The organism is Streptomyces sp. NPDC031225, from assembly GCF_055570355.1.
Map to the genome: position 1 here is coordinate 1 of NZ_JBVIHJ010000032.1, position 22,391 is coordinate 22,391.

Here is a 22,391-nt window from a genome sequence, read left to right on the forward strand (position 1 = left end):
CCCCCCCCCCCCCCCCCCCCCCCCCCCCCCCCCCCCCCCCCCCCCCCCCCCCCCCCCCCCCCCCCCCCCCCCCCCCCCCCCCCCCCCCGGGCCGGTCGTCTTTGAGGAGGTATGTGACATGGGACTGACCGCGAGGATCCGCACCCGGGACGGGTGGGCCGTGTCGCACGCGGTCGTCACGGTGACCGACATGACCGGCACGCAGGTGCTGCGAGCGGAGGCCGACGCGGAGGGTGCCGTGCGGAACGGCACGCCGCTGGAGCCGGGGCCGTACACCGTCATCGTCACCGCCGTCGGGTACGCGCCCGCTGCGTCCAGCGCGATCGTCACAGCGAGCGGCCGCGCCGAGGTCGGCACGGTCACCCTGGCCCGCATCGGCGGCACGGAACTCCCGCCGCCCGGCCCGTGGACCGTGGACCCGGCCCACTCCGGGGTGAGCGCGGTCGCCCAGCACCTGGGCATCTCCAGCGTGCACGGCCGTTTCACCGACTTCACCGCGGCGATCGAGGTCGCCCCGGACGACGTGACCAAGTCCCGGGTGGAGGCGGTGATCCGGGCCGCCTCCATCGACACGGGCAACGCGACGCGGGACGAGCACCTGAGGTCGGCCGACTTCCTGGACGTCGAGCGGTACCCGGAGATCACGTACCGGTCCACGGGGCTGACTGTGGCCGGTACCGACCGGTGGACCGTGCGGGGTGAGCTGGCGATGCGCGGTGTCGTACGGCCCGTCGACCTGGACCTCGCCTATCTGGGGACGGGGGCCGACCCGTGGGGCGGTACCCGGGCCGCCTTCCGGGCCACGACCCAGCTGCAGCGGGAGGACTTCGCCATGAACTACAACCAGGTCGTGCAGGCGGGGATCGCCGCCATCGGGACGACTCTGAAGGTCGAACTCGATGTGCAGGCGGTACAGGGGGAGTCGCTGCCGCAGGTCTGAACCCGCGGCGTTGTCAGTGCCGGGTCGTACCGTTCGGGTATGGAACGGGCTGCGGGGGTGCAGGGGTACTACGCCGAGTCGGCTGAGCGGCTGGGGACGGTGTACGAGAGCGTCACGTTCGAGGTGGTGCACGAGGCGCTGCTGGATCTGCTGCCGGATCCGCCCGCGCGGGTGCTGGACGTCGGCGCGGGGACCGGGCGGGACGCGGCGGCGCTGGCCGCCCGGGGGTTCACGGTCGACGCGGCGGAGCCGGTGGCGGAGCTGCGGGGTGTGGCCGAGCGGCTGCATCCCGGCTGCGGGGTGAGCTGGCGGGCGGGGGCGCTGCCGGGACTGGAAGGCGTCCAGGGTCCGTACGACGTCGTTCTGCTGTCCGCGGTGTGGATGCATCTGCGGCCGGAGGAGCGGCCTGTCGCCATGCGGCGCCTGGCGGGGCTGCTCGCACCCGGCGGGGTCCTGCTGATCACTCTGCGGCGCGGTGAGCCGCCCGCGGACCGGCTCATGTTCGACATACCGCCGGAAGAGGTCGCCGCGCAGGGTGCGGAGGCGGGTCTTCGGCTGCTGCGGATCGTGGACGAGGGAGCGGACCGGCTCGGCCGTGACGCGGTGCACTGGAACGCCGTGGCGCTCCAACTAGGCTGATCCCATGGCATCGAACATCGCGACCAACAAGGCCGTCTCCCTGGACGAACTGCTGGACTTCGTGCGGACCCGGCACCGGGCGATCCTGCTGACGCGGCGGGGAGACGGGTCGCCGCAGGCCTCGCCGTTGACGTCCGGGGTGGACGACTCGGGGCGGATCGTCATGTCGACGTACCCCGAGCGGGCCAAGACGCGGAACGCGAAGCGGGATTCCCAGGTCAGCGTGCTCGTGCTGAGCGACGAGTGGAACGGACCGTGGGTCCAGATCGACGGGACCGCGGAGGTCGTCGACTCCCCCGAGTCCGTGGAGCCGCTGGTGGAGTACTACCGGAACATCGCCGGGGAGCACCCGGACTGGGACGAGTACCGGGCTGCGATGGTGAAGCAGGGGAAGTCGATCATCCGGGTCACGCCGGTGCGATGGGGGCCGGTTGCCACCGGCGGTTTTCCGGCTCGGTTGGCTTCGCCGGAAGCGTGACGCCTGAGAGGGTGGGGGATTGTGGCTCGTCGGCGGGTGCGGGATCGTTGTGGCTGGTCGCGCAGTTCCCCGCGCCCCTGGGTTGGCGCACCTACGTCGGATCGACCATCGCCTCGATTCCCTTGACCAAGAGCTCCACGGCGAACGTGAAGTCCCTGTCCCGCATCTCCTCCACCGTGTCGCCTCCCCTCGCCGTCATGATCTCCTCGTTCTCCTTGAGGATCTCCGCGGCGCCGGGGGACCGGGTGGCGGTGGTCATGGCGTGGCGGAAGAAGGCCTCCTGGGTCATGCCGGCCTGGGCGGAGCGGGCGATGAAGTGGCCCTCGATGGTGCCGAAGCCGTAGACGAACTGGAAGACGGCGGAGATCGCGCCGGTGATGCCGTGTGCGGGCAGGCCGGTCTTGCGGACGACCCGGTGCACGACCCGGGACAGGGCCAGGGAGTGCGGGCCGATGTTGAGGAACGTGCCGGCCAGCGGTGACGCCCAGGGGTGCCGGACCAGCAGGCCCCGGTACTCCCTTGCCACCGTGCGCAGTTGGTCCCGCCAGTCCTCGTCGGCCTCCGGGTCCGGCAGCTCCAGCTCGCCGAAGGCCGCGTCCAGGGCGAGTTCCAGCAGGTCGTCCTTGGTGTCGACGTACCAGTAGACGGACATCGCGGTCACGTTCAGCTCGGCGGCCAGCCGCCGCATGGAGAACTTCGCCAGTCCCTCGGCGTCCAGGAGACGGACCGTCACCTCGGTGATCCGGTCCCGGTCCAGGCCGGAGGGCTGCCCGCCACCGCGACCGCCCCGGCGCACCTTGCCGTCCAGCCAGACACTGGTTCGCGCGGCCGCTCCTTGGCCTGCCTTCACCATGGCCCACCTTCCGAGACGTTGTTGACTTGCAAGGATGCTAGGCCTGGACCGGCCGGTGAGGGCGCGGGCCTGTACCGATATGCGCCTTCGCCGCGTGAGCGCGACCAGCCACGACCGGCCATGATCGTCCATGACCGGTCGCGACGCTTCCGCTGCCGCCGCTGAGCCGAAGTCCCCGTCGTCAGAAGGGCCTTAGGGGCCCGGCGCCCGCTCGGCCCGCCGCAGCAACACCGCCGCCAGCAATCCGCCGAGCAGCACGGCAACCGCCCCCACCAGCTGGCTGGTCTCCAGACCGGAGGCGAACGCATCGGTGATCCGCGCCCGTTCCTCCTTCGAGCCCGCCTCCGCCAGCGCCGCCGGAAGCGACGCCGCCGCCACCGGAACCAGCGCCGCGAACCGGGAGTTGAGCACCGCGCCCAGCACCGCGACACCCAGCCCCTGCCCGAACTCCGCGAGCGTGCCGTTGATGCCCGCGCCCACGCCCGCCTTCTCCGGGGGGATCGCGCTCATCACGGCGTTGGCCATGGCGGGCATCGCGAAGGCGACCCCCGCGCCCATGACGACCAGGCCGGCCAGCATGCCGCCGTACCCGTGCCGACCGAGCACGGCGATCGCCGCGAGGCCCGTCGCCAGGCAGGTCATACCGAGCGCGATGGTCAGCGGTGTACCGGCCCTCGGCAGCAGCTTCGCGCTGACCCCGGTGAGGTTGAGGGCGACGATCGTGAGGGCGAACGGCGCCGTCCGCAGGCCGGCCTCCAACGGGTCGTATCCGAGGACGAACTGGAGGTGCTGGGTGAGCAGGAACAGCGAGCCCGCCATGCCGAAGGCGACGAGGATCGCGCCCGCGACGGCTCCGGTGAACCGCTGGTTGCGGAAGAAGTGCATGTCCAGCATCGGGTGGGGGACGCGCAGTTCCCATACGGCGAACCCGGCCAGCACCACGACCCCGATCGCGGCGGAGACGAGGGTGGTGGAGGAGGTCCAGCCGTGGTCGGGGCCGGAGATGATCGCGTAGACGACGCTCGTCATGCCGATCGTGGAGAGCAGCGCGCCGAGCAGGTCGGGGCGGTCGCCCTGCGGGTTCTTCGACTCGGGCACCAGGGCCAGGACCGCCACGAGTCCGATGACCGCGACCGGGATGTTGACGAGGAAGATCGCGCCCCACCAGAAGTGGTCGAGCATCACCCCGCCGAGCAGCGGACCCACGGCGAAGCCGAGCGAGTTGACCGTCGACCACAGGCCGATCGCCTTGACGCGCTCGCTGTCGTCGAAGATCTGGACCACGACGGCGAGCGTGGTGGTGATCAGGAGTGCGCCGCCGACGCCCATGCCGGCGCGGGCCGCGATCAGTTGGCCGCTGGTGGTGGCGAGGCCCGCCACCAGGGAGCCGATGCCGAACAGGGCCAGGCCCGCCATCAGCAGCTTCTTGCGGCCGTAGCGGTCGGCGGCGCTGCCCGCGGTGAGCAGGAGGCCGGACTGCACGAGCGAGTAGGCGTTGATCATCCACTGGATGTCGGAGGTGGCCGCGCCCAGTTCGCGGGTGAGCGAGGGGATCGCGACGTTCAGGACGGTGTTGTCGAGCAGCACGGTGAGCTGCGCGAGGCAGATGACGCCGAGGATCAGCCAGCGCTGGGGGTGGCCCCGGGAGACGGTGAGGGAGGCGGGAGCGGACATGCTGTACACCGTAGAACAGTTCCTATACGGCGTACAACGCGGTTTCCGGGCGGAGGGACGCCGACCGGTTTCCCGACGGAGGAACGCCGAAGGGCGGCGACCTTCGCGGTCGCCGCCCCTCTGCTCCGGTTCAGCGTCAGCTGCTCGCCTTCTGGGTGAGGTCGTAGAAGGTGGCCGAACCGACCGTCACCTTCTTGAACGTGGCCTCGACCCACGAGGTGATCTGCGAGGACGTTCCGCTGCTGCTGCCGCCCATGCCGCCGCCGGTGCCACTGGAGATGAAGTAGTGGATCTTCCCGTCCGTCACGTACTCCTTGAACTGGGCCAGCGTCGGGGACGGGTCGGTGCCATTGAAGCCGCCGATCGCCATCACGGACCCGTTGGTGGCCAGCTGGTAGCTCGCGGCGTTCTGGGCGCCGATCGCGGCCGCCGCCCAGGTGTAGTCGTCGGCATCGGCCTCCAGCAGCTTCTTGGCCTCGGAGGTGACCGTGGCGCCGTTGAGCAGGCCGCCCACACCGCCGCCACCGGCCATGCCACCGCCGTCACGCGTGGTGCCGCCGGGCATACCGCCCTGCCGGTTCTGGCCGGGCATCCCGCCACCGGTACCGCCACCCGGGAAGCCCTGGCCCTGCCGGCCCTGCCCCTGGGTGGTGCCGTTGCCCTGCTGGTTCTGGCCGCCGCCGAAGCCGCCGCCCATGCCGCCGCCACCGGGACCACCGCCCCGGCCGCCGCCGCCGAAGCCCATCGAGCTCGCGCCCGCCGGACCCGCCGTCGGGATGGACCCGGTGTGCGCGGAGTTCACCGTGCTCAGCGTGTACGCCGCCGGACCGGCGAGGGAGGCCACGATGCCCAACGCCGCCGCGCCGAGCGCCAGTTGCCGGCCGAGCCTGGCCACGAAGACCAGACCGAGGGCGGCGACCAGCCCGCCGACGAGAACCAGCCACTTCAGCCAGGGCAGGTAGTCCGGGGTGCGGTTGAGGAGGACGTACCCCCACGCGGCGCCCGCCACGACCGCGGCCGCGAGGGTGAGCGAGGCCCACATCTCGGCGCGCTTCTCCCAGAGGACGCCCGCGCCCATGCCGACCACGGCCGCGATGTAGGGGGCCAGAGCGATCGTGTAGTACTGGTGGAAGATGCCCGCCATGAAGCTGAAGACCACCAGCGTCATCAGCAGCGAGCCGCCCCACACCAGGAACGAACCGCGGGTCACCGACGTCCGCTTGAGCTTGCGCGTCGCCACCAGGCCCGCGACGAGCAGGACCAGCGCGGCCGGCAGCAGCCACGAGATCTGGCTGCCGATCTCGGAGTTGAACATCCGGTTCCAGCCGGTCTCGCCCCAGGCGCTGGCGGTGCCGCCGCCGGGGCCGACGCTGCCGGTCTCGTCGCCACTGAGGCGGCCGAGCCCGTTGTAGCCGAAGGTCAGTTCAAGGAAGGAGTTGTTCTGCGAGCCGCCGATGTAGGGGCGCGAGGAGGCCGGCCACAGCTCGACGATCGCGACCCACCAGCCACCGGAGACGATCAGGGCGCCGGTCGCGGCGGCCAGCTGGCCGAAGCGCCTCTTCAGCGAGACCGGTGCGACGACCGCGTACACGATCGCCAGCGACGGCAGGATCAGGAACGCCTGCAGCGTCTTCGCGAGGAACGCGAAGCCGATCGCCACACCCGCCCACACCAGCCACTTCGTCTTGCCGTCCTCGATGGCGCGGACGACGAAGTAGCAGGCCAGCGCCATGAGCAGCGCCAGCATCGCGTCCGGGTTGTTGAACCGGAACATCAGCGCCGCGACGGGGGTGAGCGCGAGCACGGCGCCCGCGATCAGACCGGCTCCGGGGCTGAAACGGCGGCGCACGGACGCGTAGACGACGGCGACCGTGCCGACGCCCATGAGGACCTCGGGGCCCAGGATCGTCCACGAGTTCAGGCCGAAGATCCGCGCCGCGATCTCCATCGGCCACAGGAAGGCCGAGGGCTTGTCGACGGTGATGGCGTTGCCCGCGTCCAGCGAGCCGAAGAACATCGCCTTCCAGCTCTTGGTGCCGGCCTGGACGGCCGCCGAGTAGAAGGAGTTGGAGTAGCCGGAGGCGCTCAGGTTGTAGAAGTACAGGGCCGCGGTGGCGAGGAGCAGGCCGAGGAAGGCCGGGCGCGCCCAGCGGGGGTCCTCGGGTCGCCCGCGCCACAGTCTGCGCGCGAAGGGCTGCTGGGGTTCACCGGACTCGGGGGCCGGGGGAGCGACGGGTTCCCGTACGTCCGTCACGGTCACCGCCGGACCCCAACCGGAACCCTGCTGGGTCGGATGGTCGGTCTGCGTGGTCATCAGGAGTTCCTCGGGTCGGTGTCGGTCGGGCGCACCGGCTGCAACTGCACGGTGGCGTCCTTCCAGGAGCGCTGCTCCGCGGCTTCACCGGCGCGGAACTCGGTCGTGTCGTACGGCGAGGTCGTGTCGTACGGCGGGTGCGGCGCCGTGGCGTACTGGGGCGCCGTGGGGCGCTGGGGCAGCGGCCCGTAGGACTGCTGCGGGGAGTAGGACTGCTGCGGGAAGTGGGCCGGGGAGGCGGGCGTGTGGCCGGCGACCACCGTGGACCGGGGCTGGTCCTCGTCGCGGTCGGGGAACACCCAGGCCCGGAAGAGCAGGAAGCGCAGCACGGTCGCAGCGAGGTTGGCGGCGATCAGGACCGCCAGTTCGGTGGAGTGCGCCGGGTCGCTGGTGGCCGCGTTCAGGGCGGCCAGCGAACCGGCGGTCAGCGCGAGGCCGATACCGAAGACGACCAGGCCCTGCGCCTGGTGCCGGACGGCGCCGCCCCGCCCGCGCACCCCGAAGGTCAGGCGCCGGTTGGCGGCGGTGTTGGCGACCGCGGAGACCAGCAGGGCCAGGGCATTGGCGATCTGGGAGCCGCCGAACTGCCGGAAGGCGCTGTAGAGAACGAGGTAGAAGAGGGTCGACAGACCGCCGACGACACAGAACCCGACAAGCTGGCGGGCCAGCCCCTTCGGCACGTCCTGCACATCGCGGTCGCGCGGGTCGTCGCCGAACGGGCGGGCGATCCGGTCCAGCGGCAGCGCGCCGCTGGCGAGTGCCTTGCCCACGCGCCACACCCCCTTCAGGTCGTCGGTGGCCGTCTTGACGATGTGAACGGTGGAGTCCGGGTCGTCGACCCAGTCGACGGGCACCTCGTGGATACGCAGTCCCGCGCGCTCGGCGATGACCAGCATCTCGGTGTCGAAGAACCAGCCGGTGTCCTCGACGAGCGGCAGCAGGACCTGGGCCACGTCACGCCGGATGGCCTTGAAGCCGCACTGCGCGTCGGAGAAGCGGGCCTGGAGCGAGCCGCGCAGGATCAGGTTGTACGCGCGGCTGATGAACTCGCGCTTGGGGCCGCGCACGACCCGGGAGCTGCGGGCGAGCCGGGAGCCGATCGCCAGGTCGGAGTGGCCCGAGATCAGCGGGGCCACCAGCGGCAGCAGCGCGTTGAGGTCGGTGGACAGATCCACGTCCATGTAGGCGAGGACCGGGGCGTCCGAGGCGGACCAGACGGTCCGCAGCGCCCGGCCGCGGCCCTTCTGCTCCAGCCGGAAGGCCTTGACCTCCGGTATCTCCGACTCCAGCCGCCGCGACACCAGGGGAGTGGTGTCCGTCGACGCGTTGTCCGCGATGGTGATGCGGAACGCGTACGGGAACGTGCGCTTGAGGTGCTCGTGCAGTCTCAGCACACACGGCTGGAGGTCCTTCTCCTCGTTGAAGACGGGGATCACTACGTCCAGGACAGGCGTACCGGCGTCGCCGGCCGGGAGGTGCTCCCGCGCCGGCAGAGTGCCGGGAGAAGAGTCGGTTCGCATGACAACGACTCTGGTCAGGCCCCCTGTTGTACCCATATGGCAGCGCTGTGCTGTGCCTGTGAGTGTGATTGCCAGTTCGTTTCGGGCGCCGGATGCGGGGTCACGGGACCGACGGCGGGCAGATGCATGGTGAACACGGTGCGCCCGGGCATGCTGTCCACGGTCACGGCACCACCGTGTGCGGTCGCGACGGCCTGCACGATGGCGAGGCCGAGCCCGGTAGATCCTGAGGCGCGGGAGCGTGAGGAGTCGCCGCGCGCGAACCGTTCGAAGACATGCGGGAGCAGGTCGGACGGGATGCCCTGACCGTTGTCCTCGACGTCCACGCACATCCAGGGACCGCGCCGCTGCACCCGTGCGGTGACGGTCGTGCCCTCGGGGGTGTGTTTGCGGGCGTTACCGAGCAGGTTGATGAGCACCTGCTGGAGCCGTGCCGCGTCACCGGAGACGAGGGCTGGTTCGTCGGGCAGGTCGAGGCGCCAGTTGTGGTCCATGCCGGCCGCGCGGGCGTCACTGATGGTGTCCACGACGAGCGGGATCAGATCGGTCTGCTCGAACTGCAGCGGCCGCCCGGCGTCCAGGCGCGCGAGCAGCAGCAGGTCCTCCACGAGCAGCGTCATCCGGCCCGCCTCGGACTCGATACGGCCCAGAGCGTGCCGAGTGTCGGGGCCGACCTCCTCTCTGCCGCGTCTGGTCAGCTCCGCGTAACCGCGGATGGAGGCGAGAGGTGTCCGCAGCTCATGACTGGCGTCCGCCACGAACTGGCGCACCCGCATCTCGCTCTGCTGACGCGCGTGCAGGGCGCCGTGGACGTGGTTGAGCATCCGGTTCAGCGCGGAGCCGACCTGACCCACCTCGGTGTGCGGATCGCACTCCGACTCGGGGACCCGCTCGCTGAGGTTGACCTCGCCTGTGTGGAGAGGCAGTTCGGAGACCCGGGTGGCGGTGTTGGCGACCCTGCGCAGGGGGCGGGTGGCGAGACCGACGAGCACGTAACCGGCGATGACGGCCGCGCCGAGGCCGGCGGCGGTGACGCTGATCTCGACGAGGATCAAGGTGTCGATGGTGGCGTCGACGTCTGCGGTGGGGATGGCGACGTAGTACGCGGAGGTGTCGTTGTTGGTGTACCGGACGAGGTAGTTGCCGATGCCCGGCAGCTCGACCTTGTGTTCGTTGCCGTCCTTGGAGACGGAGTTGAGCACCTTGAGCTGGGCGTCCGTGAGGTTCACGGCCGTCATCTCGTAGTTCTCGGTGGACGCCGACTTCACACCGCGCTGGGACTCGGTGATCTTGCCCTTCGTCACCTTGGCCGCGACGATGCCGTCCGGCCCTGGACCCTTGACGAAGTCGGAGAGCGTGATCTCCTTGGTCTTCTTGTCCTGCTTGTCCTGAGCGCTCTGGCCGGCGCTTCCGCCACCGGGCCCGTTGCCGGGCGGCTGGTTGCCGAAGCCGCCGCGCGGCGTCACCCGCGCCGAGACCTCGTTCAGCTTGCCTTCGAGCTGGTCGTACAGATGCGACCGCAGCGCCAGTGTCGTCACCGTGCCGATCACCGAGCAGACCACGGCGATCAGCACCACGGACGCGACGACGAGCCGCGTCCGCAGGGTACGCGGCTTACCCGCACGTTTCTGCTTGCGCGGCCGTCGTCGCCCGCTCATGAGGCGGCGGGCTTGATCAGGTAACCGGCCCCACGCCGGGTGTGGATCATCGGCTCGCGCCCCGCGTCGATCTTCCGGCGCAGGTAGGAGATGTACAGCTCGACGACGTTGGCCTGGCCGCCGAAGTCGTACGACCACACGCGGTCGAGGATCTGCGCCTTGCTGAGCACACGCCGGGGATTGCGCATGAGGAAGCGCAGGAGCTCGAACTCGGTCGCGGTGAGGTGAATACCCTCCCCGGCCCGCGAGACCTCGTGGCTGTCCTCGTCGAGGGTGAGGTCACCGACGACCAGCACGGAGTCGGAGCGGCGGTCGGCCGCACCGGAACGGCGGATGAGCCCCCGCAGCCGCGCCACGACCTCTTCGAGGCTGAACGGCTTGGTGACGTAGTCGTCGCCACCGGCGGTGAGCCCGGCGATGCGGTCCTCGACGGCGTCCTTCGCGGTCAGGAACAGCACCGGTACGTCGGGCAGCTCGCGGCGGAGACGACCGAGGACGGTCAGGCCGTCCATGTCGGGCAGCATCATGTCCAGAACGACGGCGTCGGGCCGGAACTCCCGCGCGGTCTGGACCGCACCCGTGCCGTCTCCCGCACTCCGGATCTGCCATCCCTCATAGCGCAGGGCCATGGACAGCAGTTCGGTGATCGACAGCTCGTCGTCCACCACAAGCACGCGGACGGGGCTCCCGTCCGGCCTCAGCAGTTCGGTGCGCCCCTGGGGCGAGGTCGTGGTCATGGTGAACACCCTGTCGGGGCCCCCTGAGAACACCCTTTCGGAAATCTGTGATTTCCCTGAGAAACGCACAGGCGCCTCTCAGGCAACACCTGGGAAGCCCCTTGCCCGGTGGGAGGGCCAAGGCGATCTCGCGACGGTCCGGCAGGGTCCCATGCCCGCGTTACGCAGGGAGAATCACCGCATCAGCGCCCCCGCCCGGCACGGACAAGAGGCCGCCCGGCACGGACAACAGGCCGCCCGGCACGGGCAAGAGGCGCACACGGAGGCCCGGTACCGCGCCTCAAAGGCAACCACCCCTCGTCAGAACAACCCGTCCTGAACCTCCGTCACCTCCTTCAACTCCCTTATCGGCACGGTGTTCTTCGCTCCGTCGCCCGGGACCAGCTCCCACCCCGTCATCAGCCGCGTGTCCAGTACGACGACCCCGTCGCCGTCCGTCTCCAGGTGCAGGTCGGGCCCCGCGGCCGCGACGAGCCGACCGCCCACCGCCCCGCCCGCGACGAGTTCGCGCACCTCCCCCACAGCGGCGGGCAGGCCCGCGAGGCCGAAGTTCTCGACGTGATCGACCGGTTCGTACGGCGCCCGCTCCAGGGTCTCGGGCCAGCCGCCCAGTGCCACCGCCCGCGCGTGCAGGCCGGCGATCTCCGCGGCCCGCTCAGCGGCCGACGCCGGCAGGGCGGAGCGGACGGCCCGCTTGGCGCCGTACGGGATACGGTCCGGCACCGAGAGCGCGGCCCGCAGCAGCTCCTCGGTGCGCCGCGCGGCCATGAGCGGCCCGGTGCCCAGCCAGCTGAAGCAGACGGCACCCTGCTCCAGCAGCCGCGCGGATCCCCGCTCGTGCGCGGTGATGCCGACCTTGGTCATGCCGGGTCCGAACCAGGCCAGATATACCCGGTACGGCCTCGGATCGTCCGCGAAGGTGTCCGCGGCCACCGAGTGCGACCGGTCCAGCCGCGCGCACTCCTCGCACCGCGCCCCCGTGCTCCGTCCCGACACCACGGCCCGCGCCGCACACGCGTGCCCCCGCGCTCCCACGCATGTCCGCACACCCCCCTCCGCGACCCCGAAGGCCACCCGCTTCCCCCAGGTCAGCGCACTGCGCTGCCCGCCGTCCCACTGCAGCACGGGACCGTCGGCCGACCATCGCAGCCCCGAGCATTTCCACGCCTGTGCCATCCCTCACGAGAGTAGGGGGCACCACTGACAACGAGAGCTGCGCGCGGGACGAGGAGGACCGGCCGTCGACTCCACAGTCCGCAGCGTCCGCAGTCCACACTCAGCACTCAGCAGTCCACAGTCCACGGAGGCGAGAACACCACAGCCGGTGCTCATGGCTCGGCCCGGGCGCGGACTTCGCGAAGGGTCAGCCCACCGGCTCCGCGGAGACGGTTTCCGCCACCGCCGCACCCCCCGGCTCGACCACCGTGACCGGCTTCCTCCGGGCACCCCGCCCCGCCATCCGGCACCCGACGCACCCGGCATGTCCCTGCCGCGCACCCGTGTCCCGCACCCGCATCCCCCACTGCTCGCGCGGTCGGCGCCCGGGCGGCTTGCCCCAGCCGGTCAGATGCAGGGCCCAGGTGACGAGAGCGCTCAGCGCGGTGATCACGAGGCCGACGACGATCAGCGGACGGGACACCATGCACACCCCCAGCCCCAGCACGGAGGTCCCGACGGTCGCGATGGCGACGCCGGTCCACCCCGCGACCGTATGCCCCTCGTCATACTGATGTGCACTCACAGTTCCTCCTCCACCCCGCAGGTCTCTCACTGGCTAAGAAGTTTAGTACAGAAACCTCTTACAAGCTAAGAGAACTGCATCCTCGTACCGCGAGCACCCTCCACAGAACCGGGAATCCGATGCACGCCGAGCCCCGCCCCACCGCCACTCCGGCCCAGGCACTGGAGGCGATGGACTTCTTCATCGCCACCGCCCACCTCGGCCAGCAGGAGATGGCCCAGCGGCTGGGTCTGAACGTCACCGACCTGCTGTCCTTCGCCTTCGTGCTGAAGGCCGGCGAAGACCTCCTCACCGCGGGCGACCTCGCCGAACAGGCCCACGTCACGACCGGCGCGGTCACCGGAATCCTCAACCGCCTCGAACGCGGCGGCTACGTCACCCGCGTCCCCGACCCCACCGACCGCCGCCGCGTCCGCGTCGCCGCGGTGCCCGACGCCGTGGCCCGGGTCGTCGCCCTCTACCAGCCGTACTACGACCGCCTCGGCGCCGTCTTCGCGGAGTACTCCGCCGACGAGATCGCCGTACTCCACGACTGGTTCAGCCGTACGAACGACCTGGCGCTCGCCTACATCGAGGAGCTGCGGGCGAAGGACGCGGACGGGGCGTAGCGGAGGGCGACGGGCGGGGCCTCCCCACCCCGGGGGTGTAGCCAGCCCCACCATGAGTCCGGTAGAGCACTCCATCGTTCCGGCGAGCTTGCGACGGCATCGTTGATCTCAGCTGATCCACCGGGATCGAGCGGATCGCAGAAGCCACGCCGGAGGGGCACACCATGGAGACGCAGACGGCCGACAGAACCCAGTCCCCGTCCTCGCCCGAGCTCTCCTCCCCCTCGACTCCCGGCCCCCTCGCCTCCTTCGTCCGCTTCGTCGTCTGCGGCGGCGGGATCGGCGTCCTCTCCAGCTTCGCCGTGCCGCTGGTGGCCATGACGATGCCGTGGGCGGTCGCGAACGCGGTCATCACCGTGCTCTCGACGCTTCTCTGCACCGAGCTGCACGCCCTGTTCACCTTCGGCACCGGCCGCCGCCCGGGCCTGCGCCGGCACGTGCAGTCCTCCGGCTCCGCGGTCGCCGCGTACGTCGTCACGTGCGCGGCGATGTTCCTCCTTCACACCGTCCAGTCGGCGCCGAGCATGGTCACCGAGCAGGCGGTCTACCTCACCGCCTCCGCCCTGGCCGGCATCGGCCGCTTCCTGGTCCTGCGCCTGTTCGTCTTCGCAGGCACCCGCAAGCCGCAACGCCTCGCCCGGACCACGCAGTTGCCCCGCCCGGTGCTGTCCCGGACCGCGGTGAGCGCCGCCTGCTGACCGGGCCGCCGCGCGCACGGACCACGGGAGCACCGCTACCGAAGCCTGAGCAGTGGGGTTCAAAGCGCCAGGTACCGCCGCAGGGCCTCCACCCCGTCGGACACGAACGTCCCGCGCGCGACCGCCTCCACCAACTCGCCCTCACCGAGCCAGCCGTGCCACGCGATCTCCGCCGGATCGGGTACGAGCGCTCCGGTCACGACGGCTTCGTGCACCCCGAGCCAGTAGGGGCTGATCTCCCCACGGCACAGGAACTTGAACACGAAGCGCACCGGCGTCCCGAACACCCCCAACTCCTCGGCGAGTTCACGAGCCGCCGCTTCCTCGTACGACTCCCCGACCGCAGCGGCCCCGCCCAACAGCCAGTTGTACTGGCCCGGGAACCGGGAGACGTCGTCCGGCCGCCGGTGCACGAGAATCCGCCCACCCGGATCACGGCAGACCGTGACCGCGATCCGGTGCAGCCACCCCTCCTCGATGGCCTCCGCCCGGTCCACCACTGCGACGACCCGGTCGTACTCGTCCACCCGCTCCACCGATTCACCCATGCCGGCGACGATCGCAGAGAGGTACGACACAGCGCCGCCGTCGGAACTCCGCAGGCTCTGTGGGAGGGGTGACGACCCCCTGGGGGTACAGCTGGCCCCACCCCGGATCGGGCAGGCCGCCACATGTCGCCGTCCCGGGATCGGAGGCATCGTGGAAGCCATCGGATCCCGGATCCCCGGGCCCCGGCCCCGAGTTCACCGCCCTCCTCAGGAAGGAACTCCCATGAGCCCGCTCCTGTCCTCCCTCTCTCCTGTCGAGCCCTCCCCCGACAGCGAGCTGACCCCGCTCCTCACCGCCTGGGACCTGGCCCACCCCGCCGCGGCCGACCCCGACTGGCGCCACCTGCTCGACGAACTCGCCCACCCGGGCACCATCCAGGCGTTCCACAGCCTGGCCGTGAGCGCCGTATGAGCGCCGTATGAGCGCACGACGGTTCGTCGTTCACCCGGTGTCGAGCTGGTGGTCGGCCCAGACGTAGCTTTCGGGCAGCAGGTCCGTGATGAGGACGGCTCGGAGACGGTCGTTCGCGCCGACGATGACCTTGAGGCCGGGGAAGTAGTCGAGGAGCACCTGCCGGCACCGACCGCACGGCGGAACGACCCCGCGCTCGCGGTCGCCCACGGCGACGATGGTCTCCAGCTCGTGGACGCCCTGAGCGGCGGCCGTACCGATGAGGACCAACTCGGCGCAGGGGCCGCCCGTGAAGTGGTAGGCGTTCACCGCGGTGACGATCGTGCCGTCCCGGGCCCGGCCCGCGGCCGCCATGGTGTGGTTGTCGCCCCGGCAACGCGTGCGAGCGACATGCGCCGCGGCCTCGACGAGTTCAAGGTCGACGGGGTGAGTCTGCGTGGTCATCTGCACATCCTCCCCTTAACCCTGAGATCCATGACGGCGCCCGTCCGCCGATACGCCTCGCCCGGACGCCCCGACGCCCCGACGCCCCGACGCCCCGACGCCCCGACGCCCCGACGCCCCGAGGGACGAACGCGAGCCGACTCTGCCTCTGCCTCTGCCTCTGCCTCAGCCGATGAGTTCGTGGATCGCCGCCAGGAGGTTGAACACAGCGGGCAGGATGAAGACGCCGCCGAAGCCGATCCACATGCACCCCGCTGCGCGCTGCCCGCGGCTCGGAGGCGTCGGCGGGATCAGGCGATCGGTGGTCCTCATCACCTCGCCCGGAGCCAGCGCACTGCGCCCGGTCCTGCGCTGCCGCAGCCCCAGCCAGATGAAGACGACCGCGGCCACGGCCGTGAAGGCCGACAGCTGGAGATGCTCAGCCGGCGTATCGGCACCGGCCAGCGTCACGGCCACATACGACAAGGCACTGCCCCCCCATGATCACGATGCGTGGAGTGGATCACCTCACAACGGCCCGCCCACGTCAACCGAATCGGGCAACCGTGGGTACGCCACAATCGCCGAAGAGACCGCCGCGTCCTGATGAAGTGCTCGCCTTCCACAACGGCGACACGTTGGGGAACATCCCCGTCATCCGTGAGACCGCGCGGCATCGCTTCCCTTGGAAGGTCACGATGGCGGGGGGAGCCGTCGCGATCATCCTCGGAGTGTGCGTAGCTCTGCTCCTGCGGCACCCGGCCGGGAGCGGTCAGGCTGCCGACGCTACAGCCCATACGCCAGCGATGCGCAGCACTCCAGGAGCCCAAGGTGTGAAGGCCGCTGGCTCCTCCCCGACGACGACAGCATCTCCCTCGGTGGCCACGACCGTGCCGACCTCGGCGAGCAAGGTGCCGGCATGCGTTCACGTGACGTACAAGACCCCTCGCGGCGATGCAGGCTGTGAATCGAAGACGGACGTCTGCAGCCCGGGGGCGCCCTGGTACGTGACTGACATCGAGGCGCTCTGTGGTGGGCCCACGCCCCTCCAGGCCATCCATGTCATCGCGGAGCCGGCCACCGGCGGAGATCCCGGTTCCAGCTACTGTCTCGCCTGGACCGGCAGCAGTGACGGTGCGGGGAAGGATGCCACCCTGCTCATGAACGCACCGGGATATCAGTGCGGGGCTGGTCTGGTCGGCGCTGACGGACAAGCGATTCAACCGGACGGAACATCCGTCTTCTACGCCAGCCCCCGGGACTGCGCCCAGTCCTACCCGGACACCCGGATGACCTACCCGGCCGTCCTGGACTTCCCGAACGACGGCGGGGCGCAACCCCCTCAGTACGTCTGCGTCGCAACCAACGCGGGAGCCTGAGCCACGGGCTCGCCCAAAGACACAAGCGCCGAGCTGCGACCTTCATAGCCGGTTTCGTCGGGAGCACGCCGTCAGGCAGCGTTCAAGCGGTGCCGTCAAACACTGCCGTCAAGACATAAGCCAGAGGCCCTAAGGATCAATCCTTAGGGCCTCTGATCTGCTGTGCACTCGGCAGGATTCGAACCTGCAACCTTCTGATCCGTAGTCAGATGCTCTATCCGTTAAGCTACGAGTGCTTGTTCTTTTTTCTTGCCGTTTCTTGCCCTTCCGGGCCGCCCGCGGCGACAGGAAGAACATTACATGACTGCTGGCGCCATGTGAAATCCGTTTGCCGTAGCCCTTGCGACCTGCGGAAACGCGTTCGAGAGCGGTCAACGCAACGACGAAGCCCCGGTCCGTGGACCGGGGCTTCGGTGATCTTGCGCGGAGGCGGAGGGATTTGAACCCTCGATGGGATTTGCGTCCCAAACCGCATTAGCAGTGCGGCGCCATAGACCGGACTAGGCGACGCCTCCAGCACAGCCGCCCGCGCGAGCGCGAGTGGTGCGTGCAGATGATGACACAGCCGAAGGTCGCGCCACCAATCGGCTCCCACGGTACTAGGCGGGCGGGGCGCAGGGCAAAGTGCTTTCGCGCAACGTACGCCCGCGTCCGGCGTTAGTCAGGGCATGTCACACGTCATCCGGTTCCGCCGGCTCGCACGGTTGAGTCCTCTCCCTCTGTTCCTCGTCGCCCTGGCCCCCGCGCCCGCCTCCGCCCACGAGCCCGGCGGCGACCACCTCACCGTCACCGTCAAGGACGCGGGTGGTGGTGCCGACGGGACCTTCGAGGTCGACTGTCACCCCGCACGCGGCACCCACCCCGACGCCCCCGGTGCCTGTGCCGCCCTGGACAGGAACACCCGGTGGGGGCGCGAGACCTTCGCCCCCGTCCCCGAGGGCAGCGTCTGCACGATGCTCTACGGCGGTCCCGCCACCGCCCATGTCACGGGGACGTGGGCCGGTCGCCCCGTGGACGCCCGGTTCGACCGGAGCGACGGCTGCGGCACCGCGCGCTGGGACCGGTTCGTGCCGCTCCTGCCCAAAGTCGGGTCGTAGACCGGATCAGCACGTCGACGTACGGGCACACGTTCTACTTCACTTCGTCGTGCGACCTCCCTCTCATCCAGCACCCCCCGCACAATCCCTGCGCTTAGACTCCCTCGCGTGACACGTCGCGGGCAGGTTGGCAAGATGGCCCGAGCGGTCGGCAAGGTGCGGTAACAGGGAGGAAGCGTCTCGTGAGCAGCAGGCCATCCCGAGGCGCTGCTCGCCTCGCAGCCATACTCGACGCGCTTCCGGACGCGTTGGTCCTGGTCAACGCCAATGGGACCGTCGTCAACGCCAACACCATCGCGTTGGAGGCGTTCGAGGCGCCGGGGACGGCTCTCGTGGGGCGGGGGCTGCTCGATCTGCTTCCGCACTTCGACTCCCGGCTCATCCCGGGCTCCATGCGGCGGCCCGACCACATGGACCCGCGCGGGCGGACCAAGCCGACCCGGATGATGGCCCGCAGGACCGACGGCACCGAGTTCCCCGTCGAGGTCACCAGCGCGAACCTGGAGAACGGCCAGCAGGCCTACGACGGTTACGGCTACGGCAGCGACGAGTTGCTGATGCTCGTCGTGCGCGACCTCACCGGGACCGTGGACACCGAGGCCGAGCTGGCCCGTTCGCAGCGGCAGACCGAGATGATCCTGCGCGCCGCGGCGGAGGGGGTCGTAGGCACCGACACCGACGGGCGGATCGTGCTCGTCAACCCGGCCGCCGCCCAGATACTGGGGTACCGGGCCAGTGATCTCGGCGGGCGCGAGCTCCACGACCTCATCCTGCACTCGCGCACCGACGGCACGCCCTTCCCGTACGAGGAGTCCCCGCTCGCCGACACCCTGCGCTCCGGGCGCAAGCACCGGGTGCGCGGGCAGGTGCTGTGGTCCAAGAAGGGCGAGAAGGTCTCGGTCGACCTGACGACCGCGCCGGTGCGCGACGGCGACCAGCTCGTCGGCGCCGTGCTCACCTTCACCGACCGGCGGCCCTACGACACCCTCGCCGACGAGAAGGCCGCCGCCGAGAAGGCACACGCCGAGGAGCTGGAGCGGATCGAGGAGGAGCACGCCTCCGAGCTGACCGCGCTGCGCCAGAAGCACATCACCGAGCTGGAGGAGCTCCAGGAGCAGCACGACGAGGAACTCGCCGCCGGTGAGGACCGGTACGCGGCACTCGGGGAGCGCGAGAAGGACCGCTACGAGGCCCTCTCCGGTCGGCATGATCAGCTGCTGACGCTGCTCGGGCGCTCCCTGCGCGGTCCCCTCGACGAACTGCGCCGCGAGCTGTCCGCGCTCGCCGCCGACGACGCGGGCCAGCTGTGGCCCGAGGCCAACCAGGTCCTGCACCACCTCTCGGCCGGCTACTCCCGCATCACCCACCTCATCGACAACGTCCTCGGCTACCAGCGCCTGGACGCGGGCAGCGACGCCATCACCCGTACCAACGTGATGCTCGACGCGGTCGTCGCCGCCGGTGTGGACGGTGCGGTCGAGCTCATCGGGCCCGGACGCGTCCAGTTCGCCGTGCACGCGCCGCCCATCGAGGCCGAGGTCGACGCCCTGCGTCTCGCGACCGCGCTCGCGCATCTCATCGCGGATGTCGCCGGGGTCGACGCGACCGGCAACTCGCCCGTGTCCGCGGGCGGTTACATGGACAACACGGTCGTGGTGGCGGCCGCGCAGCGCGGTGAGGTCGTACGGATCGAGGTGCGCGGCCCGTATGCCGGGGGAGACCCGGTGCACGAGCCGATCGTGCGCGGGATCGTGCGCGCCCACGGCGGTGTCCTCCAGACGCACGAAGTGCCCGGCATGAGCGGCAGCGCGTACGTCCTCGAAGTGCCCATCGGGGGTGGGGCCGGGGCCGTCGCGCTTCCCGGCCCGGCCGCGCTGGAGGCCGCTCCCGCGGCTGCCGCGCCCACGGGGACAGGCCTCGCGGAGCTCGCTCCCGCCGAGAGCGGCGGGCGGCGCCGGGCCCGGCGGCCGTCCACCGACTCCTTCCTCGACGGCGACGTCCCGGCCGAGGCCGACGAGCCCGCCGCGCCCACCGCGACGGCGCCCACCGGTCGGCGCAGGCGGCGGGCGGCGGCCGAGCAGGAGCAGCTCGGGTCCGTACCGGCGCAGGTCTCCGGCGACGACGGGGACGGCTCGGGCGGTACCGGGCGGCGCCGCGGACGGCCCGCCGAGGGTGCCGAGCCCGGCGAAGCCGACGTGTTCGACGGGGACGACGTTTCCGAGGGCGCCGTGGTCACCGCGGCGGAGCACGCGGCGGGAGCCGCGGCCGCGGGGACCGGTCTCGGCGGGACCGTGCCGCCGCAGGGTGTGCCCGCGCCCGCGGGGCGTCGCGCCCTGGGCGACGGCAGTGAGCAGCACGCGCTGCCGGCGGCGTTGCCCGCGGGCACTGGTGTCTCCGCCCCCGAGTCCGGCCAGGGACAGGGACAGAGCCAGGTTCAGGTCCAGATGTCCGGGCAGAACGTGCCTGACAACGGCACACAGCAGCAGGACGGGCGCCGCCGACGCGCCCTGGCCGCCGCGTCGGAGCGGGCAGCCGCGCAGGAGGCGGCCCCCCGCGCGGTGTTCGCCCTCCCGCCGGCCGACGCGGACCGCCCGGCCGACGGAGGCACGGCCCCGGCCCCTGCGGCAGCGGCAGCGGCCCAGATGCCCGGCCAGATGGTGCCCGGGCAGATGCCCGCCCAGGCGCAGGCGCAGGCGCAGGCGCAGGGGCCGGGGCAGATGCCAGGACAGGTCCCGGCTCAGGCGCAGGTTCCGGGGCAGATGCAGATGCCCGGCCCGGGGCAGGTTCCCGGCCCCGCCCAGGCCCAGGCTCCCGTTCAAGCCCAGATCCCCGGGCAGGGGCAGGCCCCCGTTCCCTCCTCGACCCCGGTCCCGGCCAACGGGCTCGTCCAGGTGCCGGGTCAGGCCGTCGCCGTTCCCGGCCGGCCTGTGCCCGCCGACGGCCACGGCGAGGACGGCCGGCACGACGCCGTGCCGCACGACCAGGCCGACGACCACACCCCGCCGCAGCCGCACCCCACCAGCGCGCCGACGGGCCGTCGCCGACGGGCCGTGGCCCAGCCGGTGGAGGCGGCAGCCGATACCCCCGCGCAGGATGTTCCGGCGCAGGCGGCCGCGCCCGGGCAGCCGGTTCCCGTGGGAGTTCCCGCAGCGCCCGCCCAGCAGGTCCCCGGCGCGGTGCCGCCGGCCCAGTTCCCGGGCGTTCCCGTGCAGAACGCGGCCGGTCAGTCCGGCCCGGTCCCGCAGGCCGCGCCCCTCCCCGCCGAGACGCCCCAGCCACAGCCGCAGGCGCAGCCACAGCTCCAGGCGCAGCCGCAGGAACAAGCCGCGTCCGCTCCCCAGGCGTGGCCCGGCACCCACGACACCTCCGGCGCCGCCACCGCCGTACCCCCGAACCAGCCCGCGCCCCAGGTCCCGCAGACCGGGCAGGGCGCGTTGCCGCCCGGTGCCCCGCTGCCCGCCGAAGCGGCCGCCGCGCCCGTCGACCCGAACTCGACGCAGGGCCGGGCGTTCAGTGTGCGGACCCTGGGCCAGGGGGTCCCCTTCACCCGGCAGGCGGCACAGGTGCAGCAGCAGGGGACGGCCACGCCTCCGCCGCATCAGTCGAACGGTTCCGGGCGGCGCCGCAAGCTCGGTACCCGGCCCGAGCCCGCTGCCGCCGGGGCACCGGAGCAGGCGGCGCGTCCGCATCCGGCGGCCGAGCAGGCCGTACCGGCACAGGCACCGCAGCCGCAGCCCTCGCTGGCCGGGCAGTCGCGGCTCGCGCACGCCACCGAGGCGGCCGGACGGTCGTACGCCATAGGGGCACCGGACGAGAACGCCGCCGAGGGGCCCGAGCCGTTGGACGGTCCCGGTGGGGCCGTCGAGATCCCGCACACCCCCCGGCCGCAGCCGATGGACGACGAGCTGCCCCCGGAGCCGCTGGACAATCCGCGGCGGTTGCTGGTGTGGCCCGCGCCGGACGTGACGACCCAGCAGGCGCTGAGCGACCGCGGGTACCGGCCGGTCATCGTGCATTCCCGGGAGGAGGTCGACGCGCAGATCGCGGCTTTCCCCGCCGCGCTGTTCGTGGACCCGCTGACCGGGCCGATCACCCGGACCGCGCTGCAGTCGCTGCGGACGGCGGCGGTCGCGGCCGAGGTGCCGGTCCTGGTGACCGCCGGGCTGGGGCAGGCCTCGCGGGAGGCGGCGTACGGCGCCGACCCCGCCGTACTGCTGAAGGCGCTGGCGCCGCGGGACAGCGAGCAGCATCCGCCGCGCGTACTGCTCATCGAGGAGCACGCGGAGATCGCGCTGGCGCTGACGGCGACGTTGGAGCGGCGTGGGATGCAGGTCGCGCGCGCGGCCAGTGACGCGGACGCGGTGACACTCGCGGGGCAGCTCAGGCCCAACCTCGTCGTGATGGACCTCATGCAGGTGCACAAGCGGCGGGCCGGGATCGTGGACTGGCTGCGGGCGAACGGGCAGCTCAACCGGACGCCGTTGGTCGTGTACACGGCCGCGGTGGACCAGGCCGATCTGCCTCGGCTGGCCTCCGGGGAGACGGTTCTGTTCCTCGCGGAGCGGTCGACCAGTGCGGAGGTCCAGTCGCGGATCGTGGATCTGCTGGCCAGGATCGGGACGAACTAGACGAACCGGGGGCGCCGTCGTCGTCTGCGGGCTCGTCGCGGCCG

At 71.5% G+C, this 22,391-nt stretch carries 20 protein-coding genes and 2 tRNA genes; 9 read left to right on the forward strand and 13 right to left on the reverse strand.

Features of this window, described 5'->3' with window-relative positions:
• Window positions 1–118 precede the first annotated feature (118 nt).
• The 3 genes from ACZ48Z_RS38945 to ACZ48Z_RS38955 are packed head-to-tail and all read left to right on the forward strand — an operon-like array spanning window position 119 to window position 2,057.
• Complete coding sequence (locus ACZ48Z_RS38945; RefSeq protein WP_468740643.1) at window positions 119–940, forward strand: YceI family protein; 822 nt, start codon at window positions 119–121, stop codon at window positions 938–940.
• 39 nt (window positions 941–979) lie between these two features.
• Window positions 980–1,579, forward strand: coding sequence for a class I SAM-dependent methyltransferase (locus ACZ48Z_RS38950; protein ID WP_468740644.1), 600 nt, complete (start codon window positions 980–982; stop codon window positions 1,577–1,579).
• 4 nt (window positions 1,580–1,583) lie between these two features.
• Window positions 1,584–2,057 (forward strand): PPOX class F420-dependent oxidoreductase, encoded by a 474-nt coding sequence (locus ACZ48Z_RS38955; RefSeq protein ID WP_468740645.1) that lies wholly within the window; start codon window positions 1,584–1,586, stop codon window positions 2,055–2,057.
• Between the two features lie 91 nt (window positions 2,058–2,148).
• Here ACZ48Z_RS38955 and ACZ48Z_RS38960 read toward each other — a convergent pair whose 3' ends face one another.
• The 8 genes from ACZ48Z_RS38960 to ACZ48Z_RS38995 all read right to left on the reverse strand — a co-directional run bounded on the left by ACZ48Z_RS38960 (window position 2,149) and on the right by ACZ48Z_RS38995 (window position 12,554).
• Window positions 2,149–2,910, reverse strand: a complete 762-nt coding sequence (locus tag ACZ48Z_RS38960; RefSeq protein ID WP_468740646.1) for a TetR/AcrR family transcriptional regulator — start codon at window positions 2,908–2,910, stop codon at window positions 2,149–2,151.
• A 192-nt stretch (window positions 2,911–3,102) separates the two neighbouring features.
• Window positions 3,103–4,584, reverse strand: a complete 1,482-nt coding sequence (locus tag ACZ48Z_RS38965) for an MFS transporter (protein WP_468740647.1) — start codon at window positions 4,582–4,584, stop codon at window positions 3,103–3,105.
• 136 nt (window positions 4,585–4,720) lie between these two features.
• Window positions 4,721–6,898, reverse strand: coding sequence for a glycosyltransferase family 39 protein (locus ACZ48Z_RS38970; protein ID WP_468740648.1), 2,178 nt, complete (start codon window positions 6,896–6,898; stop codon window positions 4,721–4,723).
• Window positions 6,898–8,418, reverse strand: coding sequence for a bifunctional glycosyltransferase family 2/GtrA family protein (locus ACZ48Z_RS38975; RefSeq protein WP_468740649.1), 1,521 nt, complete (start codon window positions 8,416–8,418; stop codon window positions 6,898–6,900). The genes ACZ48Z_RS38970 and ACZ48Z_RS38975 overlap by 1 nt, the downstream gene beginning before the upstream one ends.
• A gap of 14 nt (window positions 8,419–8,432) precedes the next feature.
• Window positions 8,433–10,076 (reverse strand): ATP-binding protein, encoded by a 1,644-nt coding sequence (locus ACZ48Z_RS38980; RefSeq protein WP_468740650.1) that lies wholly within the window; start codon window positions 10,074–10,076, stop codon window positions 8,433–8,435.
• The gene (locus ACZ48Z_RS38985; RefSeq protein WP_351195871.1) at window positions 10,073–10,813 is read right to left on the reverse strand and encodes a response regulator transcription factor; all 741 of its coding nucleotides are present in this window, start codon (window positions 10,811–10,813) and stop codon (window positions 10,073–10,075) included. The genes ACZ48Z_RS38980 and ACZ48Z_RS38985 overlap by 4 nt, the downstream gene beginning before the upstream one ends.
• A 300-nt stretch (window positions 10,814–11,113) precedes the next feature.
• A complete protein-coding gene (locus tag ACZ48Z_RS38990; protein ID WP_468740651.1) occupies window positions 11,114–11,989 on the reverse strand; it encodes a DUF2797 domain-containing protein in 876 nt (291 codons plus the stop codon).
• Between the two features lie 187 nt (window positions 11,990–12,176).
• Window positions 12,177–12,554 carry an HGxxPAAW family protein gene (locus tag ACZ48Z_RS38995; RefSeq protein ID WP_468740652.1) on the reverse strand — a complete coding sequence of 126 codons (378 nt, stop codon included), beginning with the start codon at window positions 12,552–12,554 and terminating at the stop codon, window positions 12,177–12,179.
• Window positions 12,555–12,673: 119 nt separating this feature from the next.
• Here ACZ48Z_RS38995 and ACZ48Z_RS39000 point away from each other — a divergent pair, with 119 nt between their 5' ends.
• Both ACZ48Z_RS39000 and ACZ48Z_RS39005 read left to right on the forward strand, forming a co-directional pair.
• The gene (locus ACZ48Z_RS39000) at window positions 12,674–13,162 is read left to right on the forward strand and encodes a MarR family winged helix-turn-helix transcriptional regulator (protein WP_468740653.1); all 489 of its coding nucleotides are present in this window, start codon (window positions 12,674–12,676) and stop codon (window positions 13,160–13,162) included.
• Between the two features lie 164 nt (window positions 13,163–13,326).
• Window positions 13,327–13,860, forward strand: coding sequence for a GtrA domain-containing protein (locus ACZ48Z_RS39005; RefSeq protein WP_468740654.1), 534 nt, complete (start codon window positions 13,327–13,329; stop codon window positions 13,858–13,860).
• A 59-nt stretch (window positions 13,861–13,919) separates the two neighbouring features.
• On the opposite strand, the gene ACZ48Z_RS39010 is transcribed toward ACZ48Z_RS39005, so the two are convergent.
• Entirely contained in the window at window positions 13,920–14,408 is a 489-nt protein-coding gene (locus ACZ48Z_RS39010) for an NUDIX domain-containing protein (RefSeq protein WP_468740655.1), read from the reverse strand.
• Between the two features lie 223 nt (window positions 14,409–14,631).
• On the opposite strand from ACZ48Z_RS39010, the gene ACZ48Z_RS39015 reads away from it, so the two are divergent.
• On the forward strand, window positions 14,632–14,820 hold the full coding sequence (locus tag ACZ48Z_RS39015; RefSeq protein WP_468740656.1) for a hypothetical protein: 189 nt from the start codon (window positions 14,632–14,634) through the stop codon (window positions 14,818–14,820).
• A 30-nt stretch (window positions 14,821–14,850) separates the two neighbouring features.
• Here the strand turns inward: ACZ48Z_RS39015 and ACZ48Z_RS39020 are convergent, their stop codons facing one another.
• Together ACZ48Z_RS39020 and ACZ48Z_RS39025 are read right to left on the reverse strand one after the other, a co-directional pair.
• Window positions 14,851–15,264, reverse strand: a complete 414-nt coding sequence (locus ACZ48Z_RS39020; protein WP_468740657.1) for a cytidine/deoxycytidylate deaminase family protein — start codon at window positions 15,262–15,264, stop codon at window positions 14,851–14,853.
• Window positions 15,265–15,429: 165 nt separating this feature from the next.
• Window positions 15,430–15,720: a hypothetical protein gene (locus tag ACZ48Z_RS39025; protein WP_468740658.1), complete on the reverse strand. Its 291-nt coding sequence runs from the start codon at window positions 15,718–15,720 to the stop codon at window positions 15,430–15,432.
• 401 nt (window positions 15,721–16,121) lie between these two features.
• Between ACZ48Z_RS39025 and ACZ48Z_RS39030 the strand changes: the two genes are divergently transcribed.
• On the forward strand, window positions 16,122–16,622 hold the full coding sequence (locus ACZ48Z_RS39030) for a hypothetical protein (protein WP_468740659.1): 501 nt from the start codon (window positions 16,122–16,124) through the stop codon (window positions 16,620–16,622).
• A 163-nt stretch (window positions 16,623–16,785) separates the two neighbouring features.
• Here ACZ48Z_RS39030 and ACZ48Z_RS39035 read toward each other — a convergent pair.
• Both ACZ48Z_RS39035 and ACZ48Z_RS39040 read right to left on the reverse strand, forming a co-directional pair.
• A tRNA-Arg gene (locus ACZ48Z_RS39035) sits at window positions 16,786–16,858 on the reverse strand.
• A 188-nt stretch (window positions 16,859–17,046) separates the two neighbouring features.
• Window positions 17,047–17,137 (reverse strand) — tRNA-Ser (locus tag ACZ48Z_RS39040).
• 153 nt (window positions 17,138–17,290) lie between these two features.
• On the opposite strand from ACZ48Z_RS39040, the gene ACZ48Z_RS39045 reads away from it, so the two are divergent.
• On the forward strand, window positions 17,291–17,719 hold the full coding sequence (locus ACZ48Z_RS39045) for an SSI family serine proteinase inhibitor (RefSeq protein ID WP_468740660.1): 429 nt from the start codon (window positions 17,291–17,293) through the stop codon (window positions 17,717–17,719).
• 182 nt (window positions 17,720–17,901) lie between these two features.
• Window positions 17,902–22,347 carry a hybrid sensor histidine kinase/response regulator gene (locus ACZ48Z_RS39050; protein ID WP_468740661.1) on the forward strand — a complete coding sequence of 1,482 codons (4,446 nt, stop codon included), beginning with the start codon at window positions 17,902–17,904 and terminating at the stop codon, window positions 22,345–22,347.
• Window positions 22,348–22,391: the final 44 nt, after the last annotated feature.